The sequence below is a fragment of the Streptomyces sp. Y2F8-2 genome, from assembly GCF_014905555.1.
In the GTDB taxonomy this organism is placed as follows: Bacteria; Actinomycetota; Actinomycetes; order Streptomycetales; family Streptomycetaceae; genus Streptomyces; species Streptomyces cynarae.
Genome location: NZ_BNGS01000009.1, coordinates 59,146 through 71,674, shown reverse-complemented (window position 1 = coordinate 71,674; position 12,529 = coordinate 59,146). Strand labels below are relative to the sequence as shown.

The window sequence follows — 12,529 nt, the reverse complement described above, 5'->3', positions numbered from 1 at the left end:
GGGCCGGTCCCCAGGCCGAGCCCGGAGCCCGGAGCCCGGAGCGCGCTTGGTAGTACTGACCTTGTGGACCTCGAGGACATCGACCCCGACCTCTCGGCGCTCGGCGCGCTCGGCGGCTTCTTCGTCCTGCGCACCGGAGCACCGCCGCGTGGGGCGTTGCCCACGCTGGCGCAGGCGTACGCGTCCGAGCCGCCGGAGGGCGGCGCGGATCCGCTGGCCGAACGCATCCGCAAGGTCGCGCACAGTCTCCGGGCACCGGAACCCCGGGTCGCCGCCTCCCTCGCCCACCAGGGCCTGGCGGCCCGGATCTGGTCCGTCGCGCTGGGCAGTGCGGCGCTGTACGGGCGGGTGCCCGACCTCGATCCCCAGCTGCTGCGCTGGGACCCGGAGGGCGGTGTGCCCGACGACCTCTGGCTGAGCGAGGTGCGCCCGCTGCCCGTCGCCTCGCTCGACGCGGTCGTGCGTGAGGGGCACCTCGCGCCCCTCATGGCCGTCCTCAGCGCGCGCCACGGCGTCTCCGCACGGCTGTTGTGGGGCAACGCGGGCTCCGCGCTCGCCGGCACGGTCCGCATGATCGACCGCTGGGCGCGGGAGACCGGCCGTACGGACGTGGGGGAGCGGGCCCGCTCCCTCGCCGCGGGACTGTTCGCGCACCCCGACCTGTCCGGCACCCTTGACCCCGCCGGCCGCCGCCGCAGCTGCTGCCTCTACTACCGGCTGCCCGCGGGCGGACTGTGCGGCGACTGCTGCTTCGACCGCCCGCCGGGGCGCGAGTGAACACAGGTGGTCTTCCGCAACGGCCGCATCTGGGTGACCATGTGGGAACCAGCCGCTGAGACAGGGGGTACCGGGTGCGTGTGGGACTGCTGACCCGGGAGTACCCGCCGGACGTGTACGGCGGTGCGGGCGTCCATGTCGAGTTCCTCGCCCGGGAGTTGCGCTCCCTCGTCGACCTCGACGTGCACTGCTGGGGTGAGGGCGGCGCGGGCGGGGTGATACGCCACCGGCCGTGGACCGGCCTCGACTCCGCCAACGACGCGCTGCGCACCTTCTCCGTGGACCTGGCCATGACCGCCGCCCTCCAGGGCCGTGAGCTGGTCCACTCCCACACCTGGTACGCCAACCTCGCCGGCCACCTCGCCAAGCTGCTGTACGGCATCCCGCACGTGATGACCGCGCACTCGCTGGAGCCGCTGCGCCCCTGGAAGGCCGAACAGCTCGGCGGCGGGTACGCGCTCTCCAGCTGGGCGGAGCGCACCGCGATCGAGGCCGCGGACGCGGTGATCGCCGTCTCCGGCGCCATGCGCGACGACATCCTCACCTGCTATCCGGCCCTGGACCCGGCACGGGTCCACGTCGTGCACAACGGGATCGACACCACCCTGTACCGGCCGGACCCGGGCACGGACGTCCTCTCCCGCATCGGCGTCGACCCGGACCGCCCCTACGTCCTGTTCGTCGGGCGGATCACCCGCCAGAAGGGCGTGCCCCATCTGCTGCGCGCGGTGCGGCACATCGACCCGGCGGCCCAGGTCGTCCTGTGCGCGGGCGCGCCGGACACCCCCGAGATCGACCGTGAGTTCCGTGACCTGTTCGAGGAGCTGAGCAGGGGCCGTGAGGGCGTGCACTGGATCCCCAAGATGCTGCCGCGCCCCGAGGTGATCCAGCTCCTCACCCATGCCACGGTGTTCGTCTGCCCGTCGGTGTACGAGCCGCTCGGCATCGTCAACCTGGAGGCCATGGCGTGCGGCACCGCCGTGGTGGCCTCGCGCACCGGCGGCATCCCGGAGGTCGTGGACGACGGCCGTACCGGCCTGCTGGTCGACGTGGACGACGGCTTCGAGGAGCACCTCGCGCGTGCTCTCGACGCCGTCCTCGCCGATCCGGTGGCCGCGCGGCGGATGGGCGAGGCCGGACGGGAGCGCGCGGCGGGGGAGTTCGGCTGGGACGCGGTGGCCCGGCGCACGGTCCGCCTGTACGAGGATGTCCTCAAACAGGGGTAGTAATCAGCAAAGTGCAGCACAACCGGGCGTAGAGGGGCGGCGGCATGCGGCGCGGTGGACCTTCGGTGCTGGGAATCGTACTGGCCGGCGGGGAGGGCAAGCGGCTGATGCCGCTGACCGCCGACCGCGCGAAACCGGCCGTGACCTTCGGCGGGACCTACCGCCTCGTGGACTTCGTCCTGTCGAACCTCGTCAACGGCGACATCCTGCGCATCTGCGTGCTCACGCAGTACAAGTCGCACTCCCTGGACCGGCACATCACCACCACCTGGCGGATGTCCAGCCTGCTCGGCAACTACGTCACCCCGGTACCGGCCCAGCAGCGGCTCGGTCCGCGCTGGTACCTGGGCAGCGCGGACGCGATCCTGCAGTCGCTGAACCTGATCCACGACGAACAGCCGGAGTACGTGGCGGTGTTCGGCGCCGACCACGTCTACCGCATGGACCCGCGGCAGATGCTCGCACAGCACATCGAGGGCGGGGCGGGCGTGACCGTCGCGGGCATACGGGTGCCGCGCGCGGAGTCCTCCTCCTTCGGCGTGATCACGCCCGGCTCGGACGGCCAGACGGTCGAACGCTTCCTGGAGAAGCCCGCCGACCCGCCCGGGCTGCCGGGCGACCCCGACACCGTCTTCGCCTCCATGGGCAACTACATCTTCACCACCAAGGCGCTGATCGAGGCGTTGCAGCGGGACGCCGAGGACCAGACCTCGGTGCACGACATGGGCGGTTCGATCCTGCCCCAGCTCACCGAGCGCGGCGAGGCCCAGCTGTACGACTTCAGCGCCAACCACGTGCCCGGCGAGACCAGTCGCGACCGGGGCTACTGGCGGGACGTGGGCACCCTGGACGCGTACTACGAGGCGCACATGGACCTGATCGCGGAGCGCCCGGCCTTCAACCTCTACAACCGCAACTGGCCCATCTACACGCACTCCAACCAGTTGTCACCGGCCCGTTTCAACTCGGGCGGCATCGCCAGCGAGTCGATCATCAGCGCCGGGTGCCTGATCCGGGGCCAGGTGACGCGGTCGGTCCTGTCCCCGGGCGTCCTGGTGGACCCGGGCGCCGTCGTCCAGGGCTCGGTCCTGCACGACAACGTCCACGTCGGCCGCGGCGCGATCGTCCGCGGAGCGGTCCTCGACAAGAACGTGGAGGTACCCCCGGGCGCGACGATCGGCGTCAACCCGGGGCGGGACGCCGAGCTGTACACGGTGTCGAAGGGCGGAGTCATCGCGCTGGGGAAGGGGCAGCGGGTGTCGTAGTCCCTGCGGGCCCTGGCCGACACCGGCTGGTACGTCAGCGGAAGGCGGCGACATTCTCCCGGGCCCAGTCGGCGAAGGCGCGGGGCGGGCGGCCGAGGACGCGTTCGACGTCGGGGCTGACGCGTTGTTCGGCGGGGGTCGGCTCGCCCAGGATGGCCAGGGTGGTCTCGACCACCGGCTCGGGCATGAACCGCACCATCTCCGCGCGGGCCTCGTCGCGGGTCTGCTCGATGAACCGTACGGGTTCGCCGAGCGCGTCGCCGATCGCCTCCGCCCGTTGCCGGGGCGTGGTGAGCGACGGCCCGGTCAGTTCGTGGACGCGGCCGTGATGACCGTCCTCGCGCAGCGCCGCCGCGGCGACCTCGGCGATGTCCCCCGGGTGGACGGTGGGCAGTCCGACGTCTCCGAACGGTGCCGCGACGGCCCGCCGGGTACGGACGGGCTCGGCCCAGGCGTACGCGTTGGAGTGGAAGCCGCCGGGTCGCAGGATCGTCCACTCCAGGCCCGACTCCCGTACGGCGTCCTCGATGGCGCGGGCGACGCCCCCGTGCGAGCCCGACTCCGGCCGGGTCACGACCCCCTGCGACGAGAGCAGCACCACCCGTCCGACACCGCCGGCCTTGGCGACGTCCAGGATGTCCCGCGGGCTCAGCAGGTGCGCACTGGGGCCGCCGTTCTGCAGGAAGAGCGCATCGGCGCCGTCGAACACGGGCCATAGGCTCTCCGGGTCGGTCAGGTCCGCCGTCCGCCGCCGGACGCCCTCCGGCATGTCGGCCTCCGAGATCCCACGCGACGTCGCGGTCACCTGCTCGCCGCCGGCCACCAGGATCTGCACCAGCGCCCGGCCGACGTTGCCGGTCGCCCCCGTCACTACGAACATGGTCAACTCCCTGTTTCTTCACGGTGGTTGTCGAGACACAGGGACGCTAACACCGTCGGTATAGTAGGTACCTACAGGAAAGTGGCTATCCCAAAGGGGTGCGCATGGCCGGTGAAGCGACCTGGGCGGCGTCGGCCGGGACCGACCCCGAACTCGCCTGTCCCATCGCCCCGGTCGTCGACATCGTGTTCAGCCGCTGGACGACCCCCATCCTGTGGAGCCTCCACGCCCACGGCCGTCAGCGCTTCGTCGAACTCCAGCGGCGCATCGACAGGATCACGCCCAAGGTGCTGACCCAGCGGCTGAGGCAACTGGAGCGCGACGGGCTGATCGTGCGCACGTACCACCCGGAGGTCCCCCCACGGGTCGAGTACGAGATCAGCGCACTCGGTCGCAGTCTCGCCCCGCTCTTCGCCCACCTCGCACAATGGTCCGCCGAGCACCTGGACGAGGTCGAACAAGCCCGTAACGACTACGACACCGCCCCGGCCCGGTAGCACCGCCGGGCGGCACGGGCGGGTGAACGGCCGCCGCTCGGGAAGAACCTCGGCGCGCACACCCTCGTTCCCCATCCCGTGAAGTCGCAGCTCTCCGGCATCGAGCGGCACGAGGACCGTATGGGGTACCGCCGCATCTTCAGCGTGCCCGCCGGCCGGCCGATCGGCCCGCGCGGGCGGCTCCGGCTCACCCACGACTCGTGGATGTCGACCGCGGTCTGCTCACCCGCTCCCGCCGGGTTCCCGAGCCGGACGACGCGTCTGCGGGTCGCGCACCAGGTGCTGATTTGCGACGCGTCACGGAACAACCCCGCCGGCTGCCCGGGAAACTGACGCCCCGCCACCACCATGTGCTCGACGACATCGATCCTCCGGAGGTCTTCCGAGATGAGACGCACCCGGCGCCTGCGCCTCGCCGCCGCGAGCACGGTGGTGGCCGCGACGCTGTGCCTCCCGCCGGCCGCGCATGCCGCCGAGCCGCGCGACGGCGGGCTCACCGGTCTGGTCAACCCGTTCATCGGCACGCAGGACGAGGGCAACACCTTCCCCGGCGCCGCCGTGCCCTTCGGCATGGTGCAGTTCTCCCCGGACACCGGGCACAACACCGGCTACGACCACACCCAGAGCCGGATCCGCGGCTTCTCCCTCGTGCACCTCTCCGGCGTCGGCTGCGCCATCGGAGGAGACCTGCCGGTGCTGCCGACGACGGGTGACGTGACCGAGACGGACTACGCCAAGTACGCGGCCGTGTTCAGCCACGCGAACGAGCAGGCGAGCCCCGGCTACTACCGGGTCGGCCTCGACAGCGGCATCGACGCCGAACTGACGGCGTCCCAGCGCACCGCCGTGCAGCGCTACGCCTTCCCGGCCACCGACAAGGCGAACGTGCTGCTCAACGCGGGCCAGGCGCTGCACAAGAACGTGTCCTCCAAGGTGGAGATCCTCGACGACCGCACCGTGCGCACCGAGATCACGGGCAGCGGCTTCTGCCGCTCCACCCGGCCGTACACGGTCTACACGGTCACCCGCTTCAACCGGCCGTTCACCGCGCACGGGACCTGGTACCAGGACTCGATCACCCCGGGGGCGACGAAGTCGGCGGGGCCCGGACGCAACGGCGCGTACGTCACCTTCGACACCACCAAGGACCGCACCGTCGAGGCGACCACCGCGCTGTCGTACGTCGACGCACACGGCGCCGACGTCAACCTCGCTACCACGTACGGCCGTTCGTTCGACACCGTGCGGGAGGCCGCCCGCCGTGCCTGGGAGGACCGTCTCGATGACGTCCGGGTCCAGGGCGGTGACACCCCCCTGCACACCACCTTCTACTCCTCGCTGTACCGGTCGTTCCTCGCGCCGAACATCGGCAGCGACGCCGACGGCCGCTACACCGGCTGGGACCAGAAGGTCCACCGGGCGCAGGGCTTCACGTACTTCCAGAACTGGTCGCTGTGGGACACCTACCGCACCCAGTCCCAGCTGCTGTCCCTGCTCGCGCCGCGCGAGGCGCGCGACATGGCGATCTCCCTGCTGAAGGTCGACGAGCAGGGCGGCTGGCTGCCCAAGTGGGGCTACGGCCCGGTCGAGACGAACATCATGAGCGGCGACCCCGTCACCCCGTACCTGACCCACGCCTATCATCAGGGGCTGCTCAAGGGGTACGAGGAGCGGGCGTACCGCGCGCTGAAGAAGAACGCCGACGGCCTGCCGCCCGCCGACACCATGTACACGGGCCGTGAGGCGAACCGCGAGTACATCGCACACGGCTTCGCGCCCTACATCAAGGGCCGCCCCTACACCAAGCCCGGCGACTCCGACTACCACCACGGCGGATCGGTGACGCTGGAGTACGCGCTCGCCGACGCCATGCTCGCCCAGATGGCACGTGACCTGGGACACCCCGCGGACGCCGCCCGCTACGCCGCCCGGTCGCGGAACTACCGCACCCTCTTCGACCCCTCGACCCGCTTCTTCCGCGCCCGCGAGGCGTCCGGCGCCTTCGCAGGACCGGCCGATCCGGCCAGGAGCAAGGGCTTCCACGAGGGCACCGCCTGGCAGTACCAGTGGCTCGTGCCGCAGGACCTGCCCGGCATGGTCGGCCTCATCGGCGGCCGGCAGGCGGCCAATGACCGGCTCGACGCCTTCTTCGCCTACGACGCGCTGCTCAAGGACCCGGAGAAGACCGCACGTGAGGTGTGGGTGCACGGAGCGTACGCCTACTACGACGCGGCCACGTACAACCCGCAGAACGAGCCGGACCTGATCGCCCCCTACACGTATCTGTCGACCGGTCAGCCGTGGAAGACCACGGACGTGGTGCACGCGGCGCTGACCCTCTTCACCAACGGCCCGACCGGGATGACCGGCAACGACGACCTCGGCACCATGTCCGCCTGGAACGTGCTGTCGTCCATCGGCCTCTTCCCCGTGCAGCCCGGCTATCCCACCTGGGGTCTGACCACCCCGGTCTTCGACCGCGTCGACCTGGTGCTCGACCGGGCGTACTACCCGCGCGGCAAGCTGACCGTCACCGCACCCGGCACGTCACAGAGCGACCGGTACGTCCAGAAGGTGCGCATCGACGGAACGGCGTACGAACGCACGTACGTCACGACGGACGCGTTGCGCCGACTGGGCACGCTGGAGTTCACGGTCGGCGCGCGGCCGTCCGGGTGGGGTACGGCACCGCAGGCCGCGCCGCCCCCGCTGAAATGACCTCTTCCGCCACATCAGTCCCGCCTCTCTCGGCGAGGCGGGACTTAATCCGCTGTTAACTGTACGTAGCCTGATCGTACTTGACCGTAATCGTCTGTCGGAGGTTGACTCGTGCTTCCCTCATCGTCGACGCGAGGCAAGCCATTGACTTCTGACCTGCTCGCACCACTCGACCTGGCGTTCTGGAACATCGAGTCCGCCCGGCACCCCATGCACCTCGGTGCCCTCGGCGTGTTCTCCTGCCACTCGCCGACCGCGGGCGCCCATGCCGCGGATCTGCTGGCGGCCCGCGCCGCCGCGGTCCCGGGACTGCGCATGCGGATCCGCGACGTCTGGCTGCCGGACGTACGCCTGCCGCGCGACCTCGCCGCCGCGCGCCTCCCGCTCGCCCTGGGCGGCGCGACCCGGGAGCCCGATCCCGACTTCGACCCCCTGCGCCATGTGCGGCTGCACGCGCCCACCGCCGACTTCCACGCCGAGGCCGGGCGGCTCATGGAGCGCGCGCTGGTGCGCGGCCGGCCGCCGTGGGAGGCGCATGTGCTGCCGGGGGAGGACGGCACCTCCTTCGCCGTGCTGTTCAAGTTCCACCACGCGCTCGCCGACGGGCTGCGCGCGCTGACCCTCGCGGCCGCCGTCATGGACCCGATGGACATGCCCGAGCCCCGGCCGCGCCCGCCGGAGCCCGCCCGGGGCCTCCTGCCCGATGTGCGCAGGCTCCCGGGGCTGCTGCGCGGCACGCTCGCCGACGTGGGGCGCGCTCTCGACATCGGCACCTCCGTCGCCCTGTCCACCCTCGGCATGCGCTCCTCGTCCGCGCTCACCTCCGAGCCCAGCGGCACCCGCCGTACGGCCGGTGTCGCCATCGACCTCGACGATGTGCACCGGGTGCGGAAGTCGGCGGGCGGCACCGTGAACGACGTGCTGATCGCGGTCGTCGCGGGCGCCCTGCGGCGCTGGCTGGATGAGCGCGGCGACGGCAGCGCGGGTGTCGAGCCGCGCGCGCTCATCCCGGTGTCCAAGCGCCGGCCGCGCACCGCGCACCCACAGGGCAACCGGCTCTCCGGCTACCTGATACGGCTTCCGGTCGCTGATCCGGACCCGCTGGAGCGGCTGCGGACGGTCCGTACGGCCATGGACCGCAACAAGGACGCCGGGCCCAACCGGGGCGCGGGCGCCGTCGCGCTGCTCGCCGACCATGTGCCGGCGCTGGGGCACCGGCTGGGCGGACCGCTGGTCAGCCAGGCCGCACGGCTCTGGTTCGACATCCTGGTCACCAGCGTGCCGCTGCCCAGCCTCGGGCTGAGGCTCGGCGGCAACCCGCTCGCCGAGGTCTACCCGCTCGCCCCCCTGGCCCGCGGCCAGTCCCTGGCGGTGGCGATCTCCACGTACCGCGGCCGCGTCCACTACGGGCTCGTCGCGGACGGCCGGGCGGTCCCGGACCTGGAGCGCCTGGCCCGGGCGGTCCCGGACGAGGTCGAGACACTGCTGGCGGCCTGCCGCATCTGAACGGGGACGGACGCGTTGGTCCCGGCATCCCGAGTGGTGCCGGGGCACGTGTCCGCGGTGGTGGGCGGCCCGCTCGTCGGCGGGGTCCTCCCGGCTCCGCCGCCCCCGCTACCGGTCCCGTTTCCGGGGGCTGCGCCCCCGGGCCCCCGCCGTCGGCCCACGGCCTCGTCCTCGAACTTCCGGCAAGCTCTTCGAGCCGGGGGACCCCAGAAGTGCTGAAGTGATCATCGCGGGTTTGGTGACCCGCCCCGCCGCTCCGTAAAATTCCCCGTTCGAAAGCGAGCGCGGTCGGAGCGCTGCGCGGGAGAGCGAGGAACGGCAGCGCGATGACGGTGACACAGGACGGCCCGGCGGCCATGGACGAGGTGGCGTACGGGCCCGGCATCGACCCGGAGCGTCTCGCCGTCTGCCTCAGTGTGCTCGAGGAGCTGGACAAGCTCGACGTCGACCACCCCGACGCGATCAAGGTGCGCCGCGCCACCTCGCACATCTACCGCACGGTCAAGCAGCGCCGCCGCCAGGAGCGCCGTGCCGCCAAGACCGCCCACGACAAGGCGGTCACCGAGGCCACCGCCACCGGCTCCGCGCAGCGCATCGACGACGAGACCGAGGGCATCCTGCCGTCCTCGGCCACCGAGGCCGGCCGGATCGCGGGGATACTCCAGCGCCCCCGCTCCTGCTACGTGTGCAAGACCCGCTACGTCGAGGTCGACTACTTCTACCACCAGCTCTGCCAGAAGTGCGCCGCCGAGAACCGGGCCCGCCGCGACGCCCGGGCCGACCTCACCGGCAAGCGCGCCCTGCTCACCGGTGGCCGCGCCAAGATCGGCATGTACATCGCGCTGCGCCTGCTGCGCGACGGCGCCCACACCACGATCACCACGCGCTTCCCGAACGACGCGATCCGCCGCTTCAAGGCCCAGCCCGACAGCGACGAGTGGATCCACCGGCTGAAGATCGTCGGCATCGACCTGCGCGACCCGGCCCAGGTGGTGGCGCTCGCCGACTCGGTCGCCGCCGAGGGACCGCTGGACATCCTGATCAACAACGCGGCGCAGACCGTGCGCCGCTCCCCGCAGGCCTACAGCGAACTCGTGGCAGCCGAGTCCGCCCCGCTCCCGGCGGGCGAGCTGCCGGCCGCCGAGGTCATCGGCACGTTCGGCTCCGGGGCCGTGGCCGCGCTGCCCGTGGCCGGCGGCGGCGCGCTGACCGCGCAGGACGTCACCGACCTCGCGCTGGTCTCCGGCTCGGCGTCCCTGGAACGCATCGCCGCCGGTACGGCCATCGACGCGGGCGGCCTCGTCCCCGACCTGCACGACACCAACAGCTGGGTGCAGACGGTCGAGGAGGTCACGCCCATCGAGCTGCTCGAGGTCCAGCTGTGCAACTCGACGGCGCCCTTCATCCTGATCAGCCGCCTGCGCCCGGCGATGGCGGCGTCGCAGGCCCGCCGCACCTACATCGTGAACGTCTCCGCCATGGAGGGCGTCTTCAGCCGCGGCTACAAGGGCGCCGGCCACCCGCACACCAACATGGCCAAGGCCGCCCTGAACATGCTCACCCGCACCAGCGCCCAGGAGATGTTCGAGAAGGACCGCATCCTGATGACCGCCGTCGACACCGGGTGGATCACCGATGAGCGCCCGCACCCGGACAAGGTGCGCCTGGCGGACGAGGGCTTCCACGCGCCGCTCGACCTCGTCGACGGCGCGGCCCGGGTATACGATCCGATTGTGCGCGGCGAACAGGGCGAGGACCTGTACGGCGTCTTCCTGAAGGACTACGCGCCGGGGAAGTGGTGAGCCCGGAAGCGGCCCGAAGGCGGTGACGCGGCGCCCTTGACGCGTCATCCGGCGCCGGCCGGGAACTCGTCCTCGACGAGCACCGCGCAAGGAGGTCCCATGTCCACTCCACATGAGATCGATCCCCGCGCCGCCGGTGATCCCCGCAACGTCTACCCGAGCGACGAACAGTTCTACATGTCCGATCGTCCGGCGGACTGCGTCCTGCCGGAGGACCGGCCGCGCGGCGGCGGCCCCACCGAGCCGGTGAAGCACCGCAGCACCTGGGCCACCGTCATGATGATCGTCGGCATCATCCTGCTGATCCTGTTCGGGATCGCGCTGTTCCCCTGAGCGACCGCCTGTCCCGTACGGCGTGCGCCCCGGAGGCGGAGGCCCCGGGGCGTACGTGCGAAAACCCTTCGCCGTGGTGCCGCCCCTGCGGTTAACGCCCCGCCATGACCTCGAGTCCCCACTGACCGCGGCCGTCCCGGCGCAGCGTGAGAACCAAGGGAGGCGGGCGACCGTGACCGTTCCGAACGTCCTGCTGTCCGGCATCGTCGGCTCGACCGCGTACGGGCTCGCCCACGAGGGATCCGACGTGGACCGGCTCGGCCTGTTCGCGGCGGCCACGGAGCGGCTGCACGGACTGCACCCGCCCAAGGAGTCCCACGTCTCCACCGCCCCGGACCGCACCCTGCACGAGGCCGCGAAGTGGTGCCGGCTCGCGCTCGGCGGCAATCCGACCGCGACGGAACTGGTCTGGCTCCCGGACGAGTTGTACGAGGTGCGCACCGCGCTCGGCGAGGAGCTGATCGGCATCCGGGCGTCCTTCCTGTGCGCCAAGCGGGTCCGTGACGCCTATCTCGGCTACGCAACCCAGCAGTTCCGCCGCCTGGAGGCCCGAGCGGACGGCTCCCTCTCCGCCGACACGCGCAGACGCACCGCCAAACACGCCCGCCACCTCAAGCGGCTCTGCCACCAGGGCCTGGAGCTGTACACCACCGGGCGCCTGACCCTCCGCGTGGAGAACCCGCAGGAGTACCACGAGTTCGGGGAGCGCGTCGCCGCCGACCCGACGGCCGCGCTGCCCCTGCTCCGCTACTACGAGAACGCCTTCGGCGAGGCGCGCGCCGCGCTGCCGGAACGGCCCGACGAGACGGCCGTCGAGGCATGGCTGCGCCGTGTCCGCGCCCACTTCTACGCGCCCGGTGCGCAGGCCGCTTGTCCGTTGCCGGTCATCAGCGGATCAGGGTGAGCTCGCGTATCGGCCAACGGGACCTGAACCGAGCACCGTGAGCGCCGGTCCGTACACCTGCCGTACCGGTGAGCAGTTCGAGGAGGGGACCGAACGGGTGGCCGCGAACCATGTTGAACGCCGCCAAAACGGCGGAAAGCGCGACCGTTGGAAGCCGTACGACTCAAGACAGTTACACGCTTGTTTCAGCCCCATCGAGCGGGAGCCCGCTCATTTGGTTAACCTGAGGTGTACGGACAGCCATTGGGGTCCTACCCACACCCACGGTCCGTCCTGGAACAGGCCGGTCACCACGGCCTGCTCCCGCACGAGTTGCCGGCGCCACCGCGTCCGACCTTTCTGACTCATACCCGACCGGACGTCGAGGGCACAGCGGCACACTGGACCGGAACGTCCTGAGGGTTACCCGACACATAAGGAGTGCGCGGTGACACCGGAGAAGACGACGCATCACGAACAGCGCCCCAAGGAACGCACGGAGCGCGGGGGCCGTCGTACCGAGAAGAAGCTCGGCAGCCTGGACGTGTGGGCCCGTTCCGCCCCCATCCGGCTGGCCGGCTACGAGGACGACCTCGCCGAGCCGCACATCCTGCCGAGTGTGGACTGACCCGTCGGCCCCGT

At 71.6% G+C, this 12,529-nt stretch carries 12 protein-coding genes; 11 read left to right on the top strand and 1 reads right to left on the bottom strand.

Annotated elements, in window-relative coordinates:
• Positions 1-63 precede the first annotated feature (63 nt).
• The 3 genes from SY2F82_RS27860 (at position 64) to glgC (ending at position 3,268) form a co-directional block, all read left to right on the top strand.
• Positions 64-777: a (2Fe-2S)-binding protein gene (locus SY2F82_RS27860; RefSeq protein WP_236041832.1), complete on the top strand. Its 714-nt coding sequence runs from the start codon at positions 64-66 to the stop codon at positions 775-777.
• Positions 778-851: 74 nt separating this feature from the next.
• Positions 852-2,003: a glycogen synthase gene (glgA, locus tag SY2F82_RS27855; RefSeq protein WP_200421905.1), complete on the top strand. Its 1,152-nt coding sequence runs from the start codon at positions 852-854 to the stop codon at positions 2,001-2,003.
• 44 nt (positions 2,004-2,047) lie between these two features.
• The gene (glgC, locus tag SY2F82_RS27850; RefSeq protein WP_200421904.1) at positions 2,048-3,268 is read left to right on the top strand and encodes a glucose-1-phosphate adenylyltransferase; all 1,221 of its coding nucleotides are present in this window, start codon (positions 2,048-2,050) and stop codon (positions 3,266-3,268) included.
• A gap of 34 nt (positions 3,269-3,302) precedes the next feature.
• Here the strand turns inward: glgC and SY2F82_RS27845 are convergent, their stop codons facing one another.
• Positions 3,303-4,148 carry an SDR family oxidoreductase gene (locus SY2F82_RS27845; RefSeq protein ID WP_200421903.1) on the bottom strand — a complete coding sequence of 282 codons (846 nt, stop codon included), beginning with the start codon at positions 4,146-4,148 and terminating at the stop codon, positions 3,303-3,305.
• A gap of 104 nt (positions 4,149-4,252) precedes the next feature.
• Here SY2F82_RS27845 and SY2F82_RS27840 point away from each other — a divergent pair, with 104 nt between their 5' ends.
• The 8 genes from SY2F82_RS27840 (at position 4,253) to SY2F82_RS27805 (ending at position 12,515) form a co-directional block, all read left to right on the top strand.
• On the top strand, positions 4,253-4,645 hold the full coding sequence (locus SY2F82_RS27840; protein ID WP_200421902.1) for a helix-turn-helix domain-containing protein: 393 nt from the start codon (positions 4,253-4,255) through the stop codon (positions 4,643-4,645).
• A gap of 78 nt (positions 4,646-4,723) precedes the next feature.
• The gene (locus SY2F82_RS27835) at positions 4,724-4,978 is read left to right on the top strand and encodes a hypothetical protein (protein WP_200421901.1); all 255 of its coding nucleotides are present in this window, start codon (positions 4,724-4,726) and stop codon (positions 4,976-4,978) included.
• Between the two features lie 54 nt (positions 4,979-5,032).
• Positions 5,033-7,363 (top strand): GH92 family glycosyl hydrolase, encoded by a 2,331-nt coding sequence (locus tag SY2F82_RS27830; protein WP_200421900.1) that lies wholly within the window; start codon positions 5,033-5,035, stop codon positions 7,361-7,363.
• Between the two features lie 144 nt (positions 7,364-7,507).
• Complete coding sequence (locus SY2F82_RS27825; protein WP_200421899.1) at positions 7,508-8,869, top strand: wax ester/triacylglycerol synthase family O-acyltransferase; 1,362 nt, start codon at positions 7,508-7,510, stop codon at positions 8,867-8,869.
• 326 nt (positions 8,870-9,195) lie between these two features.
• On the top strand, positions 9,196-10,671 hold the full coding sequence (locus SY2F82_RS27820; protein WP_200421898.1) for an SDR family oxidoreductase: 1,476 nt from the start codon (positions 9,196-9,198) through the stop codon (positions 10,669-10,671).
• A 99-nt stretch (positions 10,672-10,770) separates the two neighbouring features.
• A complete protein-coding gene (locus SY2F82_RS27815; RefSeq protein WP_200421897.1) occupies positions 10,771-11,004 on the top strand; it encodes a hypothetical protein in 234 nt (77 codons plus the stop codon).
• A 172-nt stretch (positions 11,005-11,176) separates the two neighbouring features.
• Complete coding sequence (locus tag SY2F82_RS27810) at positions 11,177-11,908, top strand: DNA polymerase beta superfamily protein (RefSeq protein ID WP_200421896.1); 732 nt, start codon at positions 11,177-11,179, stop codon at positions 11,906-11,908.
• Positions 11,909-12,335: 427 nt separating this feature from the next.
• Complete coding sequence (locus SY2F82_RS27805) at positions 12,336-12,515, top strand: hypothetical protein (protein WP_200421895.1); 180 nt, start codon at positions 12,336-12,338, stop codon at positions 12,513-12,515.
• Positions 12,516-12,529 lie beyond the last annotated feature (14 nt).